The sequence below is a fragment of the Pseudobutyrivibrio sp. LB2011 genome (genome assembly GCF_000701765.1).
GTDB lineage: Bacteria > Bacillota > Clostridia > Lachnospirales > Lachnospiraceae > Pseudobutyrivibrio > Pseudobutyrivibrio ruminis.
In genome coordinates this window covers 513,168-537,530 of record NZ_JNJS01000001.1, presented here as the reverse complement: position 1 = coordinate 537,530, position 24,363 = coordinate 513,168, and the positions used below count along the sequence as shown (strand labels likewise).

The 24,363-nt window shown below is 36.0% G+C and carries 27 protein-coding genes; 12 read left to right on the top strand and 15 right to left on the bottom strand.

The features are described 5' to 3' along the window. The first annotated feature begins 258 nt into the window (after window positions 1-258). The 12 genes from T375_RS13505 (at window position 259) to T375_RS02385 (ending at window position 10,050) form a co-directional block, all read left to right on the top strand. Complete coding sequence (locus tag T375_RS13505) at window positions 259-405, top strand: hypothetical protein (protein ID WP_155952401.1); 147 nt, start codon at window positions 259-261, stop codon at window positions 403-405. 144 nt (window positions 406-549) lie between these two features. Beyond that, window positions 550-1,563, top strand: a complete 1,014-nt coding sequence (locus T375_RS02440) for a helix-turn-helix transcriptional regulator (protein ID WP_044934428.1) — start codon at window positions 550-552, stop codon at window positions 1,561-1,563. Further along, window positions 1,550-2,755: an MBL fold metallo-hydrolase gene (locus tag T375_RS02435; protein ID WP_044934426.1), complete on the top strand. Its 1,206-nt coding sequence runs from the start codon at window positions 1,550-1,552 to the stop codon at window positions 2,753-2,755. The genes T375_RS02440 and T375_RS02435 overlap by 14 nt, the downstream gene beginning before the upstream one ends. 24 nt (window positions 2,756-2,779) lie before the next feature. After that, window positions 2,780-3,490, top strand: coding sequence for a hypothetical protein (locus T375_RS02430; protein WP_044934422.1), 711 nt, complete (start codon window positions 2,780-2,782; stop codon window positions 3,488-3,490). Between the two features lie 89 nt (window positions 3,491-3,579). After that, window positions 3,580-5,013, top strand: a complete 1,434-nt coding sequence (locus T375_RS02425; RefSeq protein ID WP_044934419.1) for a DNA polymerase III subunit alpha — start codon at window positions 3,580-3,582, stop codon at window positions 5,011-5,013. Window positions 5,014-5,242: 229 nt separating this feature from the next. Further along, the gene (locus tag T375_RS02415) at window positions 5,243-5,545 is read left to right on the top strand and encodes a hypothetical protein (protein ID WP_044934412.1); all 303 of its coding nucleotides are present in this window, start codon (window positions 5,243-5,245) and stop codon (window positions 5,543-5,545) included. A gap of 25 nt (window positions 5,546-5,570) precedes the next feature. Next, a complete protein-coding gene (locus tag T375_RS02410) occupies window positions 5,571-5,975 on the top strand; it encodes a GNAT family N-acetyltransferase (RefSeq protein WP_049960249.1) in 405 nt (134 codons plus the stop codon). 114 nt (window positions 5,976-6,089) lie between these two features. Beyond that, a complete protein-coding gene (locus tag T375_RS02405) occupies window positions 6,090-6,524 on the top strand; it encodes an Rrf2 family transcriptional regulator (RefSeq protein WP_029070341.1) in 435 nt (144 codons plus the stop codon). 90 nt (window positions 6,525-6,614) lie between these two features. After that, on the top strand, window positions 6,615-6,968 hold the full coding sequence (locus T375_RS02400) for a cupin domain-containing protein (protein WP_044934403.1): 354 nt from the start codon (window positions 6,615-6,617) through the stop codon (window positions 6,966-6,968). Window positions 6,969-7,033: 65 nt separating this feature from the next. Then, window positions 7,034-7,732, top strand: a complete 699-nt coding sequence (locus T375_RS02395) for a radical SAM mobile pair protein A (protein ID WP_044934401.1) — start codon at window positions 7,034-7,036, stop codon at window positions 7,730-7,732. Further along, a complete protein-coding gene (locus tag T375_RS02390) occupies window positions 7,708-8,631 on the top strand; it encodes a radical SAM mobile pair protein B (RefSeq protein ID WP_044934398.1) in 924 nt (307 codons plus the stop codon). Before T375_RS02395 ends, T375_RS02390 begins: the two co-directional genes overlap by 25 nt. Before the next feature lie 354 nt (window positions 8,632-8,985). Continuing rightward, entirely contained in the window at window positions 8,986-10,050 is a 1,065-nt protein-coding gene (locus T375_RS02385) for a tyrosine-type recombinase/integrase (RefSeq protein ID WP_044934396.1), read from the top strand. 19 nt (window positions 10,051-10,069) lie between these two features. Here T375_RS02385 and T375_RS02380 read toward each other — a convergent pair whose 3' ends face one another. The 15 genes from T375_RS02380 to mreB form a co-directional block, all read right to left on the bottom strand. Further along, window positions 10,070-10,984 carry an RluA family pseudouridine synthase gene (locus tag T375_RS02380; protein ID WP_044934392.1) on the bottom strand — a complete coding sequence of 305 codons (915 nt, stop codon included), beginning with the start codon at window positions 10,982-10,984 and terminating at the stop codon, window positions 10,070-10,072. Then, window positions 10,977-11,507: a signal peptidase II gene (gene lspA / locus T375_RS02375; protein WP_044934390.1), complete on the bottom strand. Its 531-nt coding sequence runs from the start codon at window positions 11,505-11,507 to the stop codon at window positions 10,977-10,979. Before lspA ends, T375_RS02380 begins: the two co-directional genes overlap by 8 nt. Continuing rightward, window positions 11,507-12,598: a 3-dehydroquinate synthase gene (aroB, locus tag T375_RS02370; RefSeq protein WP_044934387.1), complete on the bottom strand. Its 1,092-nt coding sequence runs from the start codon at window positions 12,596-12,598 to the stop codon at window positions 11,507-11,509. Before aroB ends, lspA begins: the two co-directional genes overlap by 1 nt. Window positions 12,599-12,676: 78 nt before the next feature. Continuing rightward, a complete protein-coding gene (locus T375_RS02365) occupies window positions 12,677-13,189 on the bottom strand; it encodes a cell division protein SepF (RefSeq protein WP_033154092.1) in 513 nt (170 codons plus the stop codon). A gap of 17 nt (window positions 13,190-13,206) precedes the next feature. Then, window positions 13,207-13,911 carry a YggS family pyridoxal phosphate-dependent enzyme gene (locus tag T375_RS02360; RefSeq protein WP_044934383.1) on the bottom strand — a complete coding sequence of 235 codons (705 nt, stop codon included), beginning with the start codon at window positions 13,909-13,911 and terminating at the stop codon, window positions 13,207-13,209. Window positions 13,912-13,946: 35 nt separating this feature from the next. Beyond that, a complete protein-coding gene (locus T375_RS02355) occupies window positions 13,947-15,338 on the bottom strand; it encodes a biotin/lipoyl attachment domain-containing protein (RefSeq protein ID WP_044934382.1) in 1,392 nt (463 codons plus the stop codon). A gap of 56 nt (window positions 15,339-15,394) precedes the next feature. Next, window positions 15,395-15,817 carry a cupin domain-containing protein gene (locus tag T375_RS02350; protein ID WP_044934379.1) on the bottom strand — a complete coding sequence of 141 codons (423 nt, stop codon included), beginning with the start codon at window positions 15,815-15,817 and terminating at the stop codon, window positions 15,395-15,397. A gap of 78 nt (window positions 15,818-15,895) precedes the next feature. Beyond that, the gene (locus T375_RS02345; RefSeq protein ID WP_155952399.1) at window positions 15,896-16,876 is read right to left on the bottom strand and encodes a D-alanyl-D-alanine carboxypeptidase family protein; all 981 of its coding nucleotides are present in this window, start codon (window positions 16,874-16,876) and stop codon (window positions 15,896-15,898) included. Beyond that, window positions 16,860-17,255 (bottom strand): methylglyoxal synthase, encoded by a 396-nt coding sequence (locus tag T375_RS02340; protein ID WP_028236218.1) that lies wholly within the window; start codon window positions 17,253-17,255, stop codon window positions 16,860-16,862. The genes T375_RS02345 and T375_RS02340 overlap by 17 nt, the downstream gene beginning before the upstream one ends. Next, window positions 17,256-18,371: an FtsW/RodA/SpoVE family cell cycle protein gene (locus T375_RS02335; RefSeq protein ID WP_044934375.1), complete on the bottom strand. Its 1,116-nt coding sequence runs from the start codon at window positions 18,369-18,371 to the stop codon at window positions 17,256-17,258. Next, window positions 18,371-19,054 (bottom strand): septum site-determining protein MinC, encoded by a 684-nt coding sequence (locus T375_RS02330; protein ID WP_049960248.1) that lies wholly within the window; start codon window positions 19,052-19,054, stop codon window positions 18,371-18,373. Before T375_RS02330 ends, T375_RS02335 begins: the two co-directional genes overlap by 1 nt. 32 nt (window positions 19,055-19,086) lie before the next feature. Then, the gene (locus tag T375_RS02325) at window positions 19,087-21,930 is read right to left on the bottom strand and encodes a penicillin-binding transpeptidase domain-containing protein (protein WP_242839253.1); all 2,844 of its coding nucleotides are present in this window, start codon (window positions 21,928-21,930) and stop codon (window positions 19,087-19,089) included. Continuing rightward, complete coding sequence (gene mreD, locus T375_RS02320; protein WP_044934371.1) at window positions 21,917-22,462, bottom strand: rod shape-determining protein MreD; 546 nt, start codon at window positions 22,460-22,462, stop codon at window positions 21,917-21,919. Before mreD ends, T375_RS02325 begins: the two co-directional genes overlap by 14 nt. Further along, window positions 22,455-23,318: a rod shape-determining protein MreC gene (gene mreC, locus T375_RS02315; protein ID WP_044934369.1), complete on the bottom strand. Its 864-nt coding sequence runs from the start codon at window positions 23,316-23,318 to the stop codon at window positions 22,455-22,457. The genes mreD and mreC overlap by 8 nt, the downstream gene beginning before the upstream one ends. Beyond that, window positions 23,318-24,331, bottom strand: coding sequence for a rod shape-determining protein (mreB, locus tag T375_RS02310; RefSeq protein ID WP_044934366.1), 1,014 nt, complete (start codon window positions 24,329-24,331; stop codon window positions 23,318-23,320). Before mreB ends, mreC begins: the two co-directional genes overlap by 1 nt. Between the last annotated feature and the right edge of the window lie 32 nt (window positions 24,332-24,363).

Sequence of the window (24,363 nt, the reverse complement as noted above, 5' to 3'; positions counted from 1 at the left end):
AGTTGGTTTCGTGAACGCGAATACTTGTAAATATGCTACAATAGAGCAATGTTAATCAAAATAATGCGTTTTCCAGTAATATCAACGGATTTTTTCATCTGATTGATATTCTGGGGAGTGCAAAATTATTTGAAAAAGTGTTCACAAAATATAGAAACCATTTATTAAACAGGAGTGTAAGCGGCAAATATAAAGCTCTCGAACGCGCCCTTTCAAATTAGTAGTATAAAAAACTACTGATTGGGAGGGCGTTTTGTTATGGATAAAAAAGTCATGGATATTAGATTGAAGTTATGGATACCTGTTTTTGCTGAACAAGCTAGAAGCGAATTAACGAATAAGGCTTTTTGCGAAATAATAACATTAAGCGTGCAGATTTCTTTTATTGGCAGCGCCATGTTGTAAACCACAAAAAGCTCAAAATGAATGCGATGATAGTTCTGTGAGTAATCCAAGATAGAATTATTTCAGGATATCTATGTGCCATAAAATGCACATAGATTAATGTTATTATCCTAAGTAGATAAAATTTGACGAGGAGACAAGGCTATGTATGGAACTGGAACAAAGAAAATGCTGAATATGCTTATATTGGATATACTCCGAGAGTATTCAGATAGTGAGCATAGGCTTCTACAACAGGATATTATTGATTTGCTTAAGTCCAATTATGGAATGGATTGTGAAAGAAGAGCTGTCAAGAATAATATAGTAAGCCTTCAAGAGATGGGCTATGATATCGTGGCAAAACAGGGATATTATTTGAATACTAGAGATTTTACAGACGCAGAATTGCGTCTTTTGATAGATAGTATTTTTACTTCCGGCGCCATTTCTGACAAAGCTGCCCATTCACTTGTAAAGAAGCTAGAACGTTATTCTAATAAATACTTTAAAGCGCATGTATCGCATATTCATAGTACTTCCAGTGGAAAGAATGCGGATAACCAAAAGGTGATGAATTCTATAGCGGTTATTGATGAGGCTATTTCAAAGGGTCGGCAGATATCCTTTTCGTATTTGCAATATGGAATAGACTTCAAACTTCATCCAAAGCGGGATTTTAAATATGTTGTAAGTCCGTATCAGATGGTTAGCAATAGAGGGAAATACTATCTTATAGCCAATAATGCGGAGTATGAAGATTTATCTCATTACAGATTGGATAGAATCACAGATGTAGAGATACTAAAGGAAAAAGCTAAGCCAATTAAAAGTATTAAAGGATATGAAAATGGTCTTAATCTGAAAGAACACTTAGCAGAGCATTTTTATATGTATTCTGGGGATAGTATTCATATTAAGCTAAAAGCTCATGAAAATCTGATGGATAACTTGGTGGATAGCTTTGGAAAAGATTTTAGAGTTATTCCAGAAGGCGACAATGAGATTATTGTCAGTTTAAAATGCAATCCGGATACATTTTTCTATTGGGCTATGCAATATGGCTTGAATATAGAGGTACTTGAACCTGAGAGTATGCGAGAACGTATTAAAAATGCGTGCAAGGAAATAGAAAAGAAGTATCGCCAAAGACAGGAGATAGCATATGAGAACAGATGAAACTGTAAAAGTTAGGATACATAGAGGTGCTAAGCAGATAGGTGGTGTGTGCACTGAAGTATTTACAGATAATACGAGGCTACTGTTTGATATAGGCGCTCCACTAGAAGGAGAAGGTGATCAAGCTAGACTTGATATAGATGGTGTTACTACTGGCACTACCAATTGCGACGGTATCTTTCTCACGCACTATCACGGGGACCATATCGGTGAGGTTGATTTTGTTGACGTAGCGATTCCAGTCTATATGGAAAAGCATGCTCGGAAAATTCTTGAGCTTCAACAGGATTATAAAAAAGGCGTAGTGGGAGCAGTATGGGCAGATAATGTTAATGAGATTGAAATTGGTAAGCCTATTAGGATTAAAGAGTTCACTATAACGGCGTTAGAATCAGACCATTCTGCGGCTAACTCAGTAATGTTCTTAATAGAAGCATATGGTAAAAGAATTCTTATTACTGGTGATTATCGTTTGCACGGTTTCTATAAGGATAAAGTAGAGGCTTCATTAATGAATCTTGGACATATTGATTTAATGATTACAGAAGGGACAAATATTTCTAAAGAAACCTCGTTGAATGTGCCATATCTTACGGAGCAGGCTTTAGTACCAGCTTTTGTAGAGGCATTTAAAAAGTATAAATATGTTTTCTTATTGGCATCATCATCACAACTGGATAGAATAGCTTCATTTTCTAGATGTGTACCTTCTGGAAGTTATATGATAACTGACAGGTACCAATACGGTTTGATGCAGGTATATGATGAGGATAGAGATGAAGAATTCAAATCTAACAAAGTACTATACGATAGTGAATATGTATTAGAAAAGGCTGAGAAGGCCGGCTTTGGAAGGGTTGTTAGAAGTAATCATTCTTTTCAATTAATTGTAAAAGATTTTTTTGAAAGACACCCAGAAGACACATGTTTAATCTATTCTATGTGGAGTGGATATATTAATAAACTTTCAGATGTAAAGACTCTGGTTGACTATGCTGGTGACAATCTGATAAGGGCACATGTTTCAGGGCATGTGACGCAGGAAGATTTGGAGCGGGCGATTGATATAGTAAAGCCGGAGAAGTTGTTGATTCATCATACATCTGCAACTGATAGTGGAGAGGAGAAACTTATAATACAAAGTTCTACAAGCCTGGTACATACACAGGACGGAAAAGAAATAGAAGTGTAAAATGTAGAAGATGAGGCGTTTAATATGATTAAAATAGAGCACTATAAAAACAAACGTGCATTAAAGAATCAATGTAAGCATTTGGAAGATACGTTGCAAAAGGAAAAAAAATATTTAAAAGAAATAGCTGAAAAATGTAAGGAAGCATATAAAAATGGTGTTATGGACACGAAAGTATTATCTGATTTTTTAGTGGATCCTAATGCCAGGAAAGGTAAAGAATTAAAACCAGAACACACTAGTTGCAAAGGTTTTAAAGATACTCCACGAAGCGGAGGGGAAAAACAAATATGTCATTGCATGTTTTATTTCAACAAAGATTATCCAAAGAATTGTACAAATTGCAATTTACCACGCTGGAAAAATGTTGGGACAATATCTATTGAGGAGTTTGAATATCCTTCAAGATATGATATTCCAGGAATTGGAGGTATTGATTTGGTTTTAAACTATGATAATGTAGTGTACGGTGCGGAAGTGAAACCATCTAACAGTAAAGAGACTATAAGCCGTATGGTTTCAGAAATACTTACTTATTCGGTAGTGGATAGATTATTAGAATTTAAACCTGCAATTGCTGTATTTAGAGACAGTAACCAATATAATACAATTGTCCAATTAAGAAAAAAAAAGGATGCTGATTGGCTAGAAATAACTGAACATATAACGGTATTTGTTATTGATTATGCAAAGAAAAATAATATAAACGAATTTACCATTAAACCTTTTGATTAAGAAATAGGAGTAGCTAAAAGAGCAATGTGCTAAAAAAAGCGCATTGCTTTTTTTATTATTGCATAAATGAACAGAAAGGAAAGCTGATAATGATTAAAGAGGCGAAGGACATAGTTTTGGCGGAAGAGTACAAATTCGGCGAAGAGTATAAGAAATATATCGTGACAACTCAAAGGGTTACTGACGAAGGAAGAACAAGTTTGAAAGTGACTGACACTTCAATTTATGATGGCCATGACGTCGGTATAACAATTCAGGACCCTATTTCGTATTTTTCTGGTCTTTGTGAGGATGGGTTGTTGAGCAGCTTAGTACTAGATGATATAACAGCATTGGATGTATTGAAAGACCTATGCCGGCGAGGTATTTCCGAGCGATACCCGGATGCATCTGCAGATGTATATACTCGCTTGACACACGAGATAGAAATCATAAAACAAAAAGGAATGGTTGGTGGATTCCTTATTATTCAAGACTTCATCAAATATGCGAGATCAAAGAATTTAATGATATCTCCTGGGAGTGGCGCTCTACCAGGGTGTCTTGTGGCATATTGCCTTGGAATAACAAGAGTAGATCCAATAGAAGAGAACCTTTCTTTTGAGCGCTACTTAAACATTGAAAGAGAAACTCCGTCTTACTGCATTAGGATTGATGTGCAGAGAGGCGGCAGGTTCTTAATATTTGAATATCTTTCTGAAAAGTATGGAAGCGGAATGCCTGGGCTTTTGAAAATGCTGGACATTAGTATTAATGAATGCGTGGAACTATCAATTATCAAAGATGCCATCGATAATATATCAAGTGGCAAAGGGCAGAGAATAGAAATAGCAGGAATTGATAAAAACGATCCAGCTGTGTTTGAGCTTCTGGCTTCAGATGAAACAGAGGGAATCCTCTATTTTGACAGATGTGACCCGCATACATATTTAACATGCTGGCGTCCTGATGATAATGGTAACTGGCATGAATATCATGAACCCTTGGTTACTGAGGACGTTACTTTGTTCGAAACAATACGGCCTAAAACAATGGATGAGCTCATGGCAGCAATAAGCTTGGATAGGTTCTTGCCTGAAGAGCATGTAGTGAAGTATCTGCATAACATAAAGAATCAGCAATTCATCACCTATGAATGCTCGGAGCTTGAACCAATCTTGCTCACAACCTATGGCTGTGTGATTTATCAGGAACAGGTCATGCGGATATTACAGGATATAGGGGGATTCTCACCTGAAAAAAGTGACCTATGTCGTAGATTACTATCTAAGAGGCACCATCTTGCTGTTGAGGATATGAGAGTGGACTTTATGAATGGGGCAAAAGAGAAAACTGGTATAGATGCACCTGTTGCAAATGCAATATATGAAGTGCTATGGGATGAAGCGAGATACTGCTTTAATAAATCCCATGTTGCGTCTTTTTCGCTGATGATATATGAAATGGCCTGGCTTAAAGTCTATTTCAGATCAGAGTTTATAAAGGCGGTAGAAAAATACAGAGGATTGAAATCAGAGATTTAGCCAAAAAAATATGGTCTTAGAGGAATCATATAATCTAAAGGACTATTATCCCTTAAGGGATGTAAAAAGACCAAGTATAGAAGATTTTGAAGATGTTCTACGAATGGCGACTTTGAATGCAAAGAGCAATGTGCTAAAAACAGCACATTGCTTCTTTTATTATAGAAAAGTAATTGAAATGTTAGAAAGCACTTTGGTTATTTGAGAATTGTCAAATACGGAGAAATCTATGAGTGACTATATTCGAGGTGTGTTTTGGCTTATTGAAGGTGAAATACTTGCTGTTCCTTTTGATAGCAATATAAATTTTGGTGTGGCAAAGTCAGGAAATAACTATAATCATAAGTTATTATGGGATTATGTGAAACCGAAAAAATGTAACAAACCATATTATTATTATCCACGAGGACGATTGGAATTTAGTAATAAAGGCAAGCCTTTACTATATATGAATATAAACATTGGTGAAGAGTTTATCCCTATCATAATGGAACAATTTGGACTTAACGATATGCCAATAGGGAACTTTTGAGGTAAAAGAATGTAATGATATTGATGTGGCAAAAGCATTATTCATTGAGTATTCTCAGATAAAAGGTGCCGAGGGATGCTTTGTTTCTTTTGATAAAGAATTGGCCGATTTAAATAATTTTTACAAGGGTGGAGCAATTCTCGTTGGTTATGAAAATGGTAAACCTGCAGGCTGTATAGCTATAAAAAAAGTAGATGTCACAACCTGCGAAGGAAAACGATTGTTTATTAAACCAGAGTTTCGTGGGAAAGGGTATGCAAGAGTTCTACTTAATTCCATGATAGAAAAGTCGCGAATGCTTGGGTATGACCAACTGACATTTACTACTAAACCAGAAGTAATGAAAACAGCCTATGAATTATATAAGCGTATGGAGTTTGAGGAATTAGGCTGTGAAAATGGAACGGTATCTATGAGAATAGTATTATAGGGCTTAATATAATCAAATCTTTTTTAGTTGACAGGAACGGAAAAATAGTATCTTGTTGTGACTATTGTAACTACAACGAAAATGATTTAAGATAGAGTCGATGGAGGTGTCAGAATGCAGATTTCAAGCAGATTTACAATAGCGGTTCATGTGCTTATAGCAATTGAAACATTTAAGAATGACCATAAAATCACCAGTGAATTTCTTGCGTCCAGCGCAAATGTAAATCCGACGGTAATCAGAAGACTCTTGCAGCAGCTGAAGAAGGCGGAGATTGTAACAGTGAAGCGGGGAAGCGGCGGTGCCGATATAGAGAAATCCTTGACGGAGATAACGCTTCTGGATGTTTACAATGCCGTGGAGCCTGTCGAAAATGGACAGTTGTTTCATTTCCATGAGAATCCGAATGAGTTATGCCCTGTGGGACGGAACATTCACAGGATCATGGATCACAGGCTTGAAGAAATACAGAATGCCATGGAAGATAAAATGCGGCGAATAACCATAGCTGATGTAATGGCGGATGCGAACAAGCTGATAGAATTTTAAAAAGTTTTGTTGTAACACTTGACGTCACAACGGGGTGGTGGTACACTTCTGTTGTATCAATCAATATCACAACAAATGGAGGTATCAGAAATGTCTAACTATAGTAAGGTAAGTGTTGCAAGCAATCCGAGAACTGAACTACATGATAAGCTGGGACTTACAGGGGCTGAGATCAGCATCAACCATCTTCCGGCAGGTGCGAGTGTTCCTTTTGTTCATTATCATAAGACCAATGAAGAGATTTACATCATTCTTTCCGGCAAGGGAAAAGCGGTAGTTGACGGTGAGGATATAGAGCTTTCTGCCGGTGATATCGTGCGTATTGCGCCGGATGGGAAAAGACAGTTCTTCGCGGCAAATGATTCTGAGATCAGCTATGCCTGTATCCAGGTGAAGGCAGGTTCTCTTGTAGCGTATACCGCCGACGATGCAGTAATCGAGTAAGTATGAGTTTTAAAGTTGTGGGCATTTCTGCAAGCAGATGTCCATAACTTTTTATGTGGAGAGCTATGAGTATTTGTATTAAAGATCAGATTCAGAACATGAATCTTGTTATAGGGTGCACTGTTGGATGTCCGTACTGCTATGCCAGAAACAATACGAGGCGTTATCACATTATAGATGATTTTGAAAAGCCACAGTTTTTTCAAGGCAAGCTTCGTATGATGGAAAAGAAAAAGCCGCAGAATTTTCTGCTGACCGGTATGAGCGATTTCTCGGGCTGGCATGAGGAATGGAGAGAGGAAGTCTTTAAAAAGATAGCAGAGAATCCTCAGCACCAGTTTCTTTTTCTTACCAAACGACCGGATCTTCTGTCTTTTGAAACAGATCTTGATAATGCATGGTTTGGCGTTACAGTTACGAGAAAATCTGAGTTATGGCGTATTGATGCACTGCGGAGCAATGTAAGGGCAAAGCATTATCATGTGACCTTTGAGCCTTTGTTCGATGATCCGGGTAAGGTTGATCTTACAGGCATTGACTGGATTGTGGTGGGAACTATGACAGGTGCAAAGAGCAGGACTGTTAAAACAGATCCCGGGTGGGTTTATTCATTGACAGAACAGGCTCATGAACTGAACATTCCTGTATTCTGGAAAGAAGACCTTGTTCCGATTATGGGAGAAGAAATGATACAGGAAATGCCGGATGCTTTTAACAAAGTGCTGGAGGAACAGAGAATATGGAACAACCAGAAATCAAAGTAAATCATATAGAAACAAAAAGTGTAATGACAAAATCGAATACTCCTATTGGAGGATATTCGGTGAATCCCTATGTGGGGTGTCCCCATGCCTGTAAATACTGCTACGCATCTTTTATGAAACGCTTTACAGGGCATACGGAGGAATGGGGAACCTTCATGGATGTGAAAGACTGGCCTAAAATAAAGAATCCAAAGAAGTATGCCGGCCAGAAGGTGATTATTGGAACAGTTACGGATGGTTATAATCCGCTAGAGGAAACATATAAAAATACAAGAAGACTTCTGGAGGAACTAAAGGACAGTGGTGCGGACATACTTATCTGCACAAAGTCAGACCTTGTACTTAGAGATCTGGATCTGCTAAAAGAGATCAATGAAAATAATAGACTTACAGTATCATGGTCAATCAATACTCTCGATGAAGAGTTTAAAGATGATATGGATGCGGCAGTAAGCATAGAAAGAAGGCTTGCTGCAATGAAAGAGGTATATGCGGCAGGCATTCGTACAATTTGCTTCATTTCACCAGTGTTCCCGGGGATTACGGATATAGAGGCAATCATAGACAGGACAAAAGATCAGTGTGACCTTGTATGGCTTGAGAATCTGAATCTTCGCGGAGGGTTTAAGGCAGATATCATGAAATACATTTCCGATAAACATCCGGATCTGGTGCCACTGTATGACGAAATCTATAACAAAAAGAACCGCAGCTATTTTGAAGCGCTGGAAAAGAAAGCAGAAGAGCTGGCTAAAAAGTATGATTGCAGGTTTGTTGATAATGAAACTCCGTATGAGAGAGTAGAGAAAGGACATCCAACAATCGTAGATTACTTTTACCACGAAGAAGTAAGAGGAACTGCCAATAGTGGAAAGAGAAATGTAATACATAATCCTTGATTGAAGAAAAAACCGGAAGTTAATCGCACAAATTCAAGTTTGTCTAACTAAATAAACATACTATAAGGAGCTGGTTTAGCTCCTTTATTTATGCATATTATTTCCAGAACTAAATGCAACAGTAATGTATGTTTTGCTTTTACCTCTATAATGTTGCATTAAGTTTAAGAAATTTGCATTTACATAAAAAAGTTACTCTTAGAATTCACATTACTCTTGATAAAAATCGCAGAAGAGAGTAAAATATATCTATCGGATAAATATCTGTTTATCCGATAGATAGTATTAAAAAGCCCGAAAACACGGCATTTCTATCTATCCCCTGTTTTTCAAATTTTTGGGAGGATTTATAATATGGGTAAAGATTCACAGTTCTATAAAGACAAAACAAAGAATCAAAAAATCAAATTACGTGAGTTAATCTCACAGCTTCCTAAGTGTGCTGCTGATTATATTTATTCTAAGGAACATACAACTCAGCCTAGCACCTTAATTTCATATTCCTATGATCTATTAACTTTTTTTCGATTTTTAGGAGCCTCCAACCCTACAATTGATGGTTCAGACCTCAAAAAAATTGATTACGGCGTTTTAAATAAAATTACTGCTGATGATATTATTGAGTACCAACGTTACTTAGAATTAAATGTTGTAGGTGAACAACACGAAAATGATAAAAAAGCAATCGCTCGTAAAATGTCTCCATTACGTGGTATGTTCAAGTATCACTATACCAGACACAATATTGACGATGATCCAACGGCTACAGTTGAATTGCCAAAGCTCAAAAAAGACAAAAACATCATTAGAATGAACAATTATGAGGTTCAAGCAATTCTAGACGCCATTGATAACGGAACCGCCTATACATCTGAGCGACAACGCATGTATAATCAAAAAACACGTGGCCGCGACCTTGCAATCCTTACTTTGATGCTAAATACTGGAATACGTGTCAGCGAATGTAATGGCCTGGATTTAAATGATGTAGATTTTCATGTTAATTCTTTAACAATCGTTCGAAAGGGAGGCGGACAGGACGTTATCTACTTCAATCAGGAGGTTGCAGACGTTCTAAAAGACTATATAAATGGCGAACGCCAATATATAAATCCTATAGAAGGCCATGAAACTGCTCTCTTCTATTCCCTTCAAGGAAAAAGAATTAGTGTAGATGCAATTGAAAATCTTGTTAAAAAATACGCTAAAATTGTGGTTCCAAACAAAAAAATCACGCCTCATAAGCTACGAAGCACCTATGGCACTGCCCTCTATCGTGAAACCGGCGATATCAGGCTTGTAGCTGATGTATTAGGCCACGAAAACATTAATACAACTATCGACTACTATGCTGCTATTGAAGATGAGCACAAACGACAGGCCCGTAACGCAGTAGATTTCCGAAGAAAAGATACATAAAAAATGGTATAGGAAATTCCTATACCATTTTTCTATATTTATTAAGTAAATCTTCAAAATAAGCAGGCAACGGAGCATCTACTTCAACATATTCTCCAGTAGTAGGCTGAACAAATCCAATTGTTTGAGCATGAAGCGTTTGGCCCTGAAGATTCTTAACTGGCTTTCCATAAACATCATCCCCAAGCAAAGGATGGCCTATATGAGCCATGTGAACACGAATCTGATGGGTTCTTCCGGTTTCTAGCTTAAACTGTACATAAGAATAGCCTTTATATTGCTCTAAAACCTTGAAATGAGTGATTGCCTCTCGGCCATCGCTTACTACAGCCATTTTCTTTCTATCTTTCGGATTTCGGCCAATTCTAGCATTTACAGTGCCTTCGTCCTCTTTAAAATTCCCAATAACGATTCCCTTATATATACGATTAACTGAATGCACTTTAATTTGAGCAGCAATATCATTATGAGCCTTATCGTTTTTGCATACTAATAGAGACCCTGTAGTATTCATATCGATTCTATGTACAATTCCTGGTCTAATTTCTCCATTAATTCCAGATAATGAATCTTTGCAATGATACATAAGCGCATTGACAAGTGTACCAGAATAATGACCTGGAGCTGGATGCACAACCATTCCCTTAGGTTTATTAACAACAATTACATCCTGATCCTCGTAAAGGATTTCAATAGGAATATCCTCTGGCACAATATCAATCTCTTTTACCGGCTCTATACTTACAACAATATCGTCACCAAGTTTGGTCTGATATTTAGATTTTACCTGTTTTCCATTGACTAAAACAAAGCCACTATCAATAGCTTTTTGATAGTAGCTTCGTGATTTCTCAGGTAATGCTTGAGCTAAATATTTATCTATTCTGACTCCACAATCTGCAGAATCCTCAATTGATAAAGTAAATTCATCCATTCTTTGTAATCTTTAATCCTTTTTTAATATCATCTAAATCTTCATCTGTATAATACCACATAATAAGAATTAACAGTAAAATAACAGAAACTGTAACGTAGCAATCTGCAACATTAAATACAGGAAAATTGATAAGCGAAAAATAAATAAAATCAACAACATAGTTGTTCATGATTCTATCGATATAATTGCCTATAGCTCCTGCAATCAAAAACACAATAATATAATCTAAAGCCTGGTATTTCTTAGTCTGAGGCATCTTTACCAAAATATAGCAAAGAGCCACTAGAAGAATCGGTGTAATAATTGCAAATACAATCTGCTTTCCCTCTAAAATAGAAAAAGCCGCGCCTGTATTCTCCAAATAATGCAGCTGCAATACATTTGGAATAAGAATTATATCTGCTTTATTCATAAGATGTCTCACAGCCAAAACCTTAGTAAACTGATCAAGAGCAATAAGTAAAACTGTAAGTATTAAACTATAAAGCAATGAAACTGATTTTTTATATTTGTAAAACATTAAACTAGCACCTTATCTATAGCCCAAAGCAAATCTTCATCGGAAAAATCCAAATATGAATCGGCCTGACCTACCGCCTTTAATATAGTAAATTTAATCTTGTTCCCAGTCATTTTTTTATCTGACTTGGTAGCTGCAAGAACTTCTGTCGGATTCAAACCATCTACACTAACAGGAATATCAAACTCCTTCAAAGTCTCAATAATATCAGAAACCTCATCATCCGATATGTAAGATAATTTGTTAGATAAATAAATTGCTGAGACCATTCCAAGTCCAACACACTGTCCGTGTCCCAATGTAAAATTCTTAAGCTTCTCAATAGCATGGCCAATGGTATGACCAAAATTAAGGTACGCTCTGATACCTTTTTCCTTTGGATCAATTTCAACTACATGGCCTTTTATTCCACAGCACTTTCCAACAGCATATGCCAAGGCATCATAATTGCGCTCTTTTAACAAAGTAGAATTAGTCTTAAGCCAATTATAGAAATCCTTATCAGCAATAAGAGCACTCTTAACAACTTCACCCATACCACAAATAAAGTTATTATCATCCAGTGTATTTAAAGAACCAATATTCATATAAACAAGCTTTGGCATATAGAACGCACCAACCATGTTTTTATATTGGTTGAAGTCAACACCTGTTTTGCCGCCTACAGAACTATCAACTTGAGAAAGCAATGTAGTAGGAACTTGAATAAAATCAATGCCTCTTAAAAAAGTAGCCGCAGCAAAGCCTGTTAAATCACCAACAACACCGCCACCCAAAGCAACAAGTAGTGAGTTTCTAGTAAATTTATGGTTTATTAAATGCTGATATAATAAATTAACAACACTAAGATTCTTAGATTCTTCTCCTGCATCAAAGCTAAATGAGTATACTTCCGATTCGGTATTCTTAAATCTTGATATAATTTCATGTAAATATAGCTTAGCTACATTGGAATCTGTAACAATACAAATCTTATCGTATTGATGGTTTACTTCTGAGTTAAATACATTTATTAAATCAGAAAAATCTGGTCTAAATACAATTTTATAACATGGCTTGTTCTCGTAATTGATTAGTAATTCTTGAAGCATTTTATTCTCCCGTAATGATCAAAAGCAAGTCAACATAAGTCAAAAGAAAAAAGCACCAGATAATCTGGTGCTTAAAATTTAAAAGCCTGTTTGAATTCCTGTAAAGTCAAAGGCATCAACGATTCCTGCTAAATCACCAGATAGCTCAACTCCTGCAGGTGTGATAATGAAGATGTAATCTTCGATTCTCTGAAGGTTACCATCGATTGCATAACATGTACCGCATGTGAAATCAATGATACGCTGAGCAACTCCTAAATCCAAACCTTTCATATTAAGTAAAACGGTTCTATCAGCTAAAAGTGTCTCAGAAATCTCTCTGGCATCCTCGAATGAAGATGGCTTAATAACACAAACCTCCATAACAGTTCCTTTCCCTTTATTTCTCATAGGTGTAATCTTTGGAGCTGGTTTAGCAGCTCTAGTCTCTTTTTCAGAAGGCTTGTTCAAAACTGGACGTCTTTCTTCGTCTGAATTCTTTCCGAATTTGTTGAAGAAGGATTTATCCTCTTCCTCATCATATAATTCATCATCATCATAATCGTCGTAGTCGTCACTAAGATGCATCGCGTCAAGCATTCTTTCAAACATAACATACTCCTCTTTATTTAAATATTATAGTTTCTCTCACCGAAGATTGCTGTACCTACACGTACATGAGTAGCACCTTCTTCTATGGCAACCTCAAAATCATTTGTCATTCCCATAGATAAAATTCTCATATCTACATTATCAAGGTTTTTACTTGCTATGTCAACCGATAAAGCCTTTATTTTGTTAAAAATTGGTCGATTTTCTTCAGAAACCACTACATTTGGTGCTATAGTCATTAATCCTTCGATGTGAACATTCTCCAAATGAGAGATTTCTTCACAAAGCTGTAAAGTCTCTTCAAGCTTAACACCAAACTTTGTAGCTTCGTTAGCTGCATTTACTTCGATAAGAATTGGTACAACTATTCCATGTTTTTTAGCCTGAATATTAATCTCTTCAGCTAATCTGTAACTATCTACAGAATGAATAAGCTTAACCTTATCTACAATATATTTAACTTTATTACGCTGGAGGTGACCAATTAAATGCCAATCAATATCATTTGGCATCTCAGGAATCTTTCCTGTAAGTTCCTGAACTTTGTTCTCACCAAAGCTGCGAATACCTGCGTCATAAATCACCTGCAAATCCTCTACTGGCTTTGTCTTACTAACTGCAATAAGAGTAACTTCCTCTCTTGCTCTTCCAGCTCTCTTGCAAGCAGCCGCAACTCTTTCCTCTACGTTTGTTAAATTCTCTTTTAATTCATGCTCTCTCATTCAAAAACTCCTTAATTAAATCAAGATTATATTTATTAATTTATGATTGAATTTTCTTCTACTTCATCGCCCTGTAATACAATATGATCATACATGGATATACCATAGTTTGTACCGGTTTTAATTATTGAATAATCATCATTCTGATAAAGTATTTCTATCTGCTTAAATACTGCATAGCCTTTATTGACATTATATACGCCTTCCAATTTATCAGTGGTAGAACCAACTACATACTGCTCATTAGAATTAGGCTTAATTAACTTATCGCCTCTGGTAACAATTTCATCATCTATATAGTAATACTCATCAGACTCATAATATATTGTTGGAGTAATATACATATTTTCTGAACCAGATTGAAGAAGAAAGCCAGCATCATCTGTATTGTTTCCCTGCATCATATAGTCCTTTGGTATTGTATAGAACTCTTTTTCAACTATTGACGAATTAGGAATCTTTAAGCCAGAAATATTGTTATTAATAATCTTCACATGTACATAACGAGAATCAGCGAAGCGATCCATGGAATCATCTAAAGTTAAAACAAGATAATATTTTCCAGCTTTCTCCTGAAATTCAAGATTTGTCCAGGTTTCAGTATCATCCTCTAAGAACCTTATCTTTAAATAAGATTCTCCTTGCAGAGAATCATATAAATCCTCATCTACTTCCAATACTAAATTCCAATGATCTGATGTAATAAGCTTATATACAGGCTGACCTACAACAACAGATTCTTGTGCTTTAAGATTTTCAGTAGAATATTCTGAAGTATCAAAAGAATCTGCAGTAAATGTATCAGTTGTTAAATCTTCCATTCCATCAATTGAATATACCACCAGGCCTGGTGTGGCACTGTTATAGATATTAAAGGAACCAGAAGCTATTGCAGAGTCCAGTGAATCCCCCATAGATTCCATAGCCGAAACTGTATATAATTGTTCAACCTGAGATTCTAAGTCATTTTTAAATGAATATGTCTTAGTAAAATTAATACCGTCATAATCAATTAAATAATTAGAAACTGTAGATTGAATCTTAGAATAATCTTCTTCATCTAAAACAATCTCTGAATCATCACCAGAATCCTCCAGTGAGGATAAGATTTCACCTGTGGTGTCTAACGCGTACACCTGAGATTTTGAGCCAACTTTACCAAAATTTTCAGCAAGGTACAAAATATCTCCAGAATTATCCGCATACACAATCTGCTCTTGTCTGATAGCAAGGGCATTATATTCTAGATTTGAAGATATAGAACCCTGTGACACCTCATAAACAGTAATGTTATCTGCAGTGACATAAGTAAATAAATGATACATCATATAGATAAACATTACGCCTATGACGATAAAACCAATAGAAAAATGGTATTGCTTTGGGTATTTAATTATTTTGTTATCATTTTTCTTTTTTCTTTTCATATATTGTCTAACATAATTATAGGGCACGCAAACCGTGCCCTAATATACTCATTAAATTATAAAGAGATAATGATTTTGCCTTTCGCATTTTCTGGCAAATCCTTTTCATTTTTACTAACTGATAAAACGAATTTAACATCATACATGTTGCAAATCTTATCAAGCTTATTAAGGGCTACATTAAGACCGTCTGATGAATCAACGTAGGAAACAGTAAGAAAACTATCAAGAAATACTTCTTGAATATCCGCATTCTGAGATAAAACTCCGCTAAGGAAACCTAAAAACTCATCTGTAGATTCAACTGGATAATCCCCCATGTTTATCAATCGAATCTTCGAATCAAGTTCGTACATGTGCTTCGTATTCTTGTCAATGTAAACAACAGATCCGTCAACCTTTTTGACATCACTGTTAACCTTGTCAAGTAAATACTTTGTCTTGCCTTTACCCTTTTCGCCTGAAATAATTTCCACCATGTCAAAATACCTCCCTTAAATTTTTAGTTATATCAATTTTAACATAATGCTGTTAAAACCTAAATACTAAATGCCAAATTATAGGCAATAGTTACTAAGTATTTCATTCATGAGCAGATATAAATTAGAACGACAATCTGCGTTAAAAACAATCGATATTATTTTGTCGTGGTCTTCATTTTCTGAAAGAAGAACCAAACAATAGCCTGCAGCTCCTGTTGTACCAGTTTTACCACCTAAAATAGTGAAGCCTGAAGGTGTATTTACATTTCCAGTAATGTATTGATTTGTGGTCTTCCACTCCTGAGTCTTTGCTTCTCCACCACTTGTATAGCTAGCCGTGTATGTGCTTGCTGTAAAAATAGTATAGAACTGTTCATTAGCCATAGCTGCATTTAATATTAAATACATATCATAAACAGTTGTGTAATGGTTTTCATCATGCAAGCCATTAGGAGTAACAAAATTTGAATTTGTTGCACCAAGAGATTTGGCTGTGCTATTCATAAGAGCCGCAAATGTATCTACATCGCCGCTGATACCTTCAGCAATAGCAACTGCAGCATCATTTCCAGACCTAAGCATCAAACCATATAGCAAATCTCTCAGGGAAATTACATCCCCTTCTTTAAGATTGATAACTGATGAATCGCTAGCTTGATCAACTGCATTTGCGCTTACCGTATAATAATCATCTAAATTACCATATAAACAAGCTATATAAGCCGTTAAAATCTTGGTAGTAGATGCAGGATACATCTTTTCATGTAATGACTGTGCATATACCACTGATTGCTCTGTAGTATTGAAAGCACCTGCAGCACCAGCCACCTGTGAATCTACTGCTGAAGTTCCTAAATCATCTGTACCGGCAACACACAGATTCTTAGCAAATAACTGAACATTAGATGTAGAACCGTTATGTGTGATACCGTATGTAAAGGAAGTATCATACATCTGATAGGATGTAACCGATTCTGTGGTGTTGCCACATGCAACAAATGGTAAAGATATACAAATAATCAGTATAAAGCTTAATAATTTATTTATACATCTCACGCCACTCAAGATCTCCTCTATCAAGTGATTTAATAAGTAACTCAGCTGTTGCTAAATTTGTAGCAAGAGGGATGTTATTAGCATCGCATATACGAACAATGTTATTAACATCAGGCTCATGAGACTTAACAGTAAGTGGATCTCTAAGGAAAATAACCAAATCAATCTCATTCTGCTCAATCTGAGCACCTAATTGCTGTGTGCCACCTAAATGTCCAGCTAAGTATTTATGTACACTAAGATTAGTAACTTCCTCTACAAGTCTTCCAGTAGTACCTGTTGCAAAAATTTCGTTCTTGCTAAGGATACCTCTGTAAGCAATACAGAAATTTTGCATAAGCTTCTTCTTAGAGTCGTGTGCTACCAAACCAATATTCATTTAAAAAAGCCTCCCGTTGTTATTTTTGGACTGAAGCCCTACATTTAAAACAATACCTATACCAAAATAAATCGTCACAAGTGAGGTCAAACCATAACTAACAAATGGCAATGGCAAACCTGTATTTGGCATCAAGCCTGTAACAACGCAAATATTAACAAAGCTCTGAAATCCAATAAGAGCAGCCATACCTATGCAGATAAGCTTGCCAGCAATGTCCTTTGCGTTCTTGGCTATCATTAGTATTTCGATAGTTATAAAAAATATAAGTATTATTATAAGTGCCGAACCAACAAAACCTAACTCTTCTCCCGCTACGGCAAAAATAAAATCTGTATGAGGTTCAGAAATATAATTTCCGTTTTTAACCGAGTCAAACGCCTGATTTCCAAGACCTTTTCCCAATAGCTGGCCTGAACCAATGGCCATGATAGAATTCTGCTGCTGATATGAGCTTGCAGGATATTCATCAGGCTTGAGCCATGCAAGAATTCTAAGACCTTGATATTCATCGAGAATCGTCTGACCTTCTCTTGTTACAAGAAACAGTAATAATGCAATACCAGGTACTGTAACACCTAAGATTGCTCCTACTAACTTGTAACTAACTCCCGTTACAAATATCATAACACAAATAATCATCATTGTGACAATTGTGGTTGATAAATCTGGTTCTTTTTCAATCAAAAGCAGTGGAAACATTGATAATACAATAGTTATAGCTAAAGTTTTTGGCTTATTAATATCTTCTTCATGCATCATAAAGAACCATGCAAAAAACAGAATAAGCAAAATCTTAGCCAACTCAGAAGGTTGGAATCTGATACCAACATCAATCCAACGTGTTGCACCACCTGATTTTTCACCAAAAAGCAAAACAGATGCCAAAAGGCCTAATACAAGAAAATAATATACCCAATGAAAATGTAACAGGAAATCATAGTCTAACAGCGCCATACCAGCCATTACAAAGATTCCCAAAATCATTCCTAAAATCTGTTTTTGCTGATTTGCTTCATTTGCACTACCAATAACGAAAATACCAATGATGGTAAGAGTAATAACAGCAATTATTAACTTTACATCGAGATTTTTAAACTTATAATTGTGAAACATTAATTTTTAATCCTTCTAAGTAATCCACTGCTAAGAGGCTCAGCTAAGAGCTCTCTATTCCATACTGATACGCCCATAGGCTCTATCTCTTTCTTATGAACTCTAAAAGACCATTTCTCCTGAATTCTTATAGCGCCATTAACAGTACCAATCTGAATGTTGTTGCTATCTAAAAGGCCAGTTGCTATATAACATCCAGTATTATCTGGATATCCGGCATAAGCTGCGCCTTCCAAAGAACCTAAGACAATAATATTACCCTTAGCCTGAACTGATGCCTTAGACTTAACGTCTCCAAGAATAACAAGGCTTGAATCTGAAGTGATAGAATCATTCTTCATAACGGAGCCTCTAATGATTTTGGCATTTTCAAAAATCTCGTCAGAATAGAATTTATCAATCTGACCAATCATTCTTGTATCCTTGAGCTCATTATTCTCATGAATAAGGATGATTTTGATTTTAGAATTAAGCTCAATAGCTTGAATAATAACCATTCCCTCTTCGGCAGTAAGCTCTCGACCTTGAGTCTCCAAAATCATCTCAGTCTCACCGAAGAAATCGGCAGACTGAGCAAACTTTTTGCAAACAGCTCGTACAAGATCTTCAAATGGAATAGTTGCATCCAATTGAAGAGTTAATCCATATTTATTACTTTTTAAAATGACTGGGTCATTACTCATAATATTATCTCCCTTTATTGTTAAAAAGTATTTTAATCTGTAAATTCATTTTCAGAATTTGAAACAGTGCTAGCCTCACCACTAAGCAAGTCTTCTGTTGCAGATACACCAAAGTAATACGCCAAAATATCCTTTGAAACCTCGGCAGCATTATGTGATGTATAACCATAAGCAATACGTGTAGCGATAGAAATCTCTGGATCACTATATGGCGCAAAACCTATGAATAACGCGTGGTTAGGACGAGATGCAACCTGCTGAGCAGTACCAGTCTTACCTGCAACTTCAACAGAAAATCCGTTAAATGATGAAAGCGACTCGCATACCATTCTCATACCATAATGTATAGCATCCCATTCTGATGCATTAAGTACATCTATTTGATTTCTAACTGAAGGACTATAGCTTTCAATAACATTTCCATCAGCATCTCTTACACTATCAAGAAGTGTAAGGTTGTATACTGTTCCCTCGCTTGCAATAGCTGCGGCATATCTTGCTAAACCAATTGTGGTGTAGTTGTTATCTGACTGACCGATAGCAGCCATAACAGGATACTCTGTAGCAATATGAGGTGAGTTTTCTTCTATTTCAATTCCAGTAGTCTCATCTAATCCGTATAGCGATGCATATTCTGTAATCTTATCAATACCAGTAGCGTCATCATATGCGCCATCACCACCAGCTAATCTCCAACCAACTTCATAGAAGAAGTAGTTACATGAATCTCTGATAGCTTCTGAAACATTGATGCTTCCATGGTTACTTGGATAAATCCAACACTTAGGATTATTTGATACCTTTGTATATTGTCCTAAATCGACGATTTCAGAGGTTGTAGTAATAACATTTTCAGCCAAACCTGCTGTAGAGCTGACAATCTTAAATGTAGAACCAGGGGCCGTTCTCTGCTGAGTAGCATAGTTATACAAAGGATTAGCCGCACTATTTGTAAGGTACGAATAATAATCTGCATCTACAGAATTAGCAAGCTTGTTATTGTCATAGCCAGGATAAGTAACCATCGCTAGAACTTCACCTGTTTTTACATCGATAAGAACAGTTGAACCTGAACAAGGATCAAGTGCAAGTTGACCTGGTGTAATCTCCAAAGACTTAATCTTTGAAAGCATAAATTCATATGCTGTAATTTGGCCGCCTGCAAGCTTGGTGTAATCCTCATCATCTTCCTTAGAAAGAACACCCTGCTCATATAAAATCAAACAAAGCTGGCTTCCAGAAATATTATCATCCAAAAGAAGGTACTTATAAACTAGCTTTTGGAATGAAGTATCAGTTGAAAGGTAATCGATTATATAATCAACTAAATCAGAGTAAAGCTCGTCAGTATCTGCATACTTTGCTTCTGATTCGTACTTAGTAATATCAATCCAGTTCTGCTCGATTGCATAGATAAGGTATTTGTTTACAGCCATCTCCTCTGATGTCCAGCTTGTCTGTACATCTGAAGTAGTATCAATAGCGCTAGCGTCAAAAATACCAAGGCTCTTAAGTGTAGTAACGATATAAGTAGAATAGGCCTGGTACTCTTCAGGAAGCTGATTATAAACAGTCTCATTAGAAGCCTTTAGCTGACTCTTTAAAGTCGCCAAAACCTCTTTTTCTTTAACCTCGTACGCACTAAGAACATCCTTTTCAGTCTGTGAAGCATTAGAATCAGAAAAAGCATTAATATCAATGATTCCATTTTTAATCAATGAATAATAAACATCGTAGATTGGTACAACTACATCACTTGAAGATGTTGTGCTGTACTCTTTAATGTTTTGAATCTTAGAATAAAGGATACCTGCTATCTCCTGCTCCAAAAGGATATAGGCCGCTTTTTGTAAATCCATATCAATAGACAGATAAACGTCATTTCCGGAAACAGCCGCCTGGTAATCTCCCTCTGCGATAGTATTACCTACACTATCAACGTACAAAGTTTCAAAGCCCTTTGTACCAGAAAGATAATCATTCATATATTTTTCAATACCTGATTTACCAACTATATCTGTTGTTTCGACGGTACTATCTGTGGCAGAAAGCTCCTTGTATTCAGAAGTAGAAATCTGACCAGTATATCCAATAATATGAGCAAAGTATTCGCTGTCTACGTAACGACGAAGTGACTTTTGTTCTACATCTACACCAGTAAGCTCGTTAATATTTTCTTTGATAAATGCAACTGATTCATCGGAAACATCTGATGCGATAACTGTAGAGATATATTTCTGATATGAATTCTGGCCCATATTATAACGAACAACCATAATCTCATAGCGAAGCTTTTTAGAATATTCATCAGAGATGTTATAAACTTTTTCGCCTTCAAGATATTCAACAATCTGATCAGCTGTTGCGGTTGCTTCGTCGATTCCAAGCTTTTCGTTATATTCCAAATCATCAACGCTATTCTTGCCAAATATATCAGCTCTAAAACGCTGTAACGCAGAGCCGGAACTTAAAAACTGGAATGAACCTGATGAGTCAATATAAATTCCAAAATCGTTATCAATGGTATCCCCATTGCTTTCAAGCTTAGAAATAATTTCAGCAATTTCAGTATTTAACGACTGGCTTCTCTCTGTTGTAGAAGAATAAGTTCCAGTATCTTGAATAGTAACGGCGTATACCAGCTCATTATAAGCCAGCAAATTGCCGTTTCTATCGTATATATTTCCTCTTGTAGCTGCAATTGATTCAGTCTTTTCAAGTTTTAAATTGTAATTATCCTGATATTCACTACCATTTAATATTTGCAAATAAAAAAGACGTGAAATAAGAATAGCAGCAAAGGCAATCATTGCTACTATAACCACGCGAATACGTGAAGAAAATGCATTTTCAAAAAAGTCCTTAATAATATCCAATTCTATCAGAACCTTTCTTTTCTAGTTTTTCGACCCAATTGTTTATGTGAAGAATTGCATAATAAACAAAAATGGATACAAGTAAAGTGTAAACAACCTCAGGTAAAATGATATTCAAAAGATAATAAGAAAAATCATACTGAGATCTGATTGCAAACAAAGTGAGATAAGTGGCAACGCCATAGATTAGATCACTTGTCCCAATAAGAATCATTGGAAGACGTAAATCGTCACCAAAGAACTGCTTTTTAAAGAGGCCATTTAAAAGACCTATATACATATAAATCAGAGCGTACATTCCAAAAAGTCCGCCTGAAAAAATATCCAAAAGAATACCTACAAAAAATCCTATTAAGATACCGTATTTGCGGCCTTTCATGAAGCCGTAAGTAGATACAACACAAATCAAGACATTAGGTGTAACACCTGCAAGTCTATATCTAGAAAAAACACTTGTCTGCAGTAAGAAGCATACATAAATGACAAGGGCTATAATCAATATTTTCTTTAAATATTGCTTAAAATCACTCACTTTCGTATGACTCCTTTAACTGCTTAATAACAAGGACATTTGATAAATGTTTAAAATCTACAATTGGTGTGACTGTTCCAGATTTTGTAAGTTCATTTTCATCTAAAGAAACAGATGAAACATATCCAATCATCAATCCTGGAAGATATTTGTCAGAAATGTTAGATGTAACGATAACATCGCCAATAGCTACCTCATCATCGTCATCATCCAAATCTGAAAACAAGATAAGATTGCTGGCTGTCATGTTCTCAAGAGAACCTGAAACAATACAGTTATCTTCGGTAGATGATATAGTTGCGCTAACATTCGATGTGTCATCAATGATTGCACGAACAACTGCATAAGAATCTCCGACAGAAGTAACGATACCAACAAGACCGCCATCTGCGATAACGTTCATATCCACTTCTATTCCATCCTTGGTACCTTTATCAATAGTAAATGTATTGAACCAATTAGATGTGCCTTTGCCGATGATTCTGGCACCAGTTGTCTCATAGTCGTAGTAAGTTTGATCTAGCTCGTATAATTCCTGTAATTCATCTAATTCTTTTAGCTTAAGCTCGTAGTTGTTGATAGTAGAATTAAGCTCATCAACCTGAGCCTGAAGCTCTTCGTTTTCAGCAACCAATTCCTCACGAGTCTTGGTATCAGCTGAAGAAATGGCTATAGAGCTGCCAATGTAATCTATTCCCTTTTGCATAGGAATAAAGATATGATTGGCAATTGTCTCTAATGGACCACCTGAAAAACCAGTTGAATAACTGAAAAACAAAAGCATTATACAAACAATAGATAAAATCATTAGCAAATATTTACTTGGAATACCGCCATTTGCTTTTCTTTGTCTCATTATTTGAAAATCCTTGCCCTCATGCTATATCCATAAATTTTGTATTTAGAATCTGATAAAACCTGTCCTAAACCTCTAACACAAGATTCCTGAGGCTCATCCATCACGTTAACCTTGATGTTTGTAACCTCTGAGAATAAATCTGTCAATTGATAAAGCTGAGATGTACCACCTGTAAGATAAATTCCAGAATGAACAATATCCTTTGCAAGCTCTGGTGGAACCTTCTCAAGAATAAGCTTTACATTTGTGCAGAAGCTCTCTAAATCATTCTTGATAGCGTTGTAGATTGTATCACTCTCAACTTCCATCTCGATAGGAAGACCGCTAACAACATCACGACCTACAACAGTAAGCTTCTGTCCTCTTCCTTCCTGAGCTGAACCGATTTCTTCTTTAAGCTGCTTAGCAGTCTTTTGTCCAATAACAAGATTAAAGTTTCTCTTAAGGTATGTAACGATTGACTCGTCGATTTGATTTCCACCAAATGGAAGAAGCTCTGATAAAACAAGACCACCAAGGGAAATAACGGAAATCTCTGTTGTGTCTGCACCAAGATCTACTACCATAACACCAGTAGGCTCTGAAACATCAAGTCCCATACCGATAGCGCTGGCAATAGGCTTCTCACAAACTCTAATAGAATGTGGCTTGTTCTTTGCTTTGCTAAATAAATCAGAGAAAGCCTTCTTTTCTACCTCAGTAATGTCAGTAGGTACAGCAACAACAATGTCGCTACCCTTAATCTTGCCCTTTAAGTCCTTTTCGATAACTTCGAAAAGCATAGTTTGCATATTATCAAAATCAGCAATAACACCAGAAACAATTGGGAATGAAACATTGATTGTATCTGGAGCTTTTTCGTACATAGAATAAGCTGCATCACCGTATGAATACATCTGATTCTTGTTAACGATTGCTATAGTATTTTTTATGTCAGTAATTTGATTATTAGAACCGCTAAAAATCTTAAGATTCTGGGTTCCTATATCAATACCAAATGAATTGGCCATGGTTTTCCTCCGTATATATTTTTATATAAAAC

Bases quoted from the DNA above. Each gene is read 5' to 3' on its own strand.
- T375_RS13505 (WP_155952401.1), top strand. From the start codon at position 259: ATGGATAAAAAAGTCATGGATATTAGATTGAAGTTATGGATACCTGTT.
- T375_RS02440 (WP_044934428.1), top strand. From the start codon at position 550: ATGTATGGAACTGGAACAAAGAAAATGCTGAATATGCTTATATTGGAT.
- T375_RS02435 (WP_044934426.1), top strand. From the start codon at position 1,550: ATGAGAACAGATGAAACTGTAAAAGTTAGGATACATAGAGGTGCTAAG.
- T375_RS02430 (WP_044934422.1), top strand. From the start codon at position 2,780: ATGATTAAAATAGAGCACTATAAAAACAAACGTGCATTAAAGAATCAA.
- T375_RS02425 (WP_044934419.1), top strand. From the start codon at position 3,580: ATGATTAAAGAGGCGAAGGACATAGTTTTGGCGGAAGAGTACAAATTC.
- T375_RS02415 (WP_044934412.1), top strand. From the start codon at position 5,243: ATGAGTGACTATATTCGAGGTGTGTTTTGGCTTATTGAAGGTGAAATA.
- T375_RS02405 (WP_029070341.1), top strand. From the start codon at position 6,090: ATGCAGATTTCAAGCAGATTTACAATAGCGGTTCATGTGCTTATAGCA.
- T375_RS02400 (WP_044934403.1), top strand. From the start codon at position 6,615: ATGTCTAACTATAGTAAGGTAAGTGTTGCAAGCAATCCGAGAACTGAA.
- T375_RS02395 (WP_044934401.1), top strand. From the start codon at position 7,034: ATGAGTATTTGTATTAAAGATCAGATTCAGAACATGAATCTTGTTATA.
- T375_RS02390 (WP_044934398.1), top strand. From the start codon at position 7,708: ATGGAACAACCAGAAATCAAAGTAAATCATATAGAAACAAAAAGTGTA.
- T375_RS02385 (WP_044934396.1), top strand. From the start codon at position 8,986: ATGGGTAAAGATTCACAGTTCTATAAAGACAAAACAAAGAATCAAAAA.
- T375_RS02380 (WP_044934392.1), bottom strand. From the start codon at position 10,984: ATGGATGAATTTACTTTATCAATTGAGGATTCTGCAGATTGTGGAGTC.
- lspA (WP_044934390.1), bottom strand. From the start codon at position 11,507: ATGTTTTACAAATATAAAAAATCAGTTTCATTGCTTTATAGTTTAATA.
- aroB (WP_044934387.1), bottom strand. From the start codon at position 12,598: ATGCTTCAAGAATTACTAATCAATTACGAGAACAAGCCATGTTATAAA.
- T375_RS02365 (WP_033154092.1), bottom strand. From the start codon at position 13,189: ATGTTTGAAAGAATGCTTGACGCGATGCATCTTAGTGACGACTACGAC.
- T375_RS02360 (WP_044934383.1), bottom strand. From the start codon at position 13,911: ATGAGAGAGCATGAATTAAAAGAGAATTTAACAAACGTAGAGGAAAGA.
- T375_RS02355 (WP_044934382.1), bottom strand. From the start codon at position 15,338: ATGAAAAGAAAAAAGAAAAATGATAACAAAATAATTAAATACCCAAAG.
- T375_RS02350 (WP_044934379.1), bottom strand. From the start codon at position 15,817: ATGGTGGAAATTATTTCAGGCGAAAAGGGTAAAGGCAAGACAAAGTAT.
- T375_RS02340 (WP_028236218.1), bottom strand. From the start codon at position 17,255: ATGAATATTGGTTTGGTAGCACACGACTCTAAGAAGAAGCTTATGCAA.
- T375_RS02335 (WP_044934375.1), bottom strand. From the start codon at position 18,371: ATGTTTCACAATTATAAGTTTAAAAATCTCGATGTAAAGTTAATAATT.
- T375_RS02330 (WP_049960248.1), bottom strand. From the start codon at position 19,054: ATGAGTAATGACCCAGTCATTTTAAAAAGTAATAAATATGGATTAACT.
- mreC (WP_044934369.1), bottom strand. From the start codon at position 23,318: ATGAGACAAAGAAAAGCAAATGGCGGTATTCCAAGTAAATATTTGCTA.
- mreB (WP_044934366.1), bottom strand. From the start codon at position 24,331: ATGGCCAATTCATTTGGTATTGATATAGGAACCCAGAATCTTAAGATT.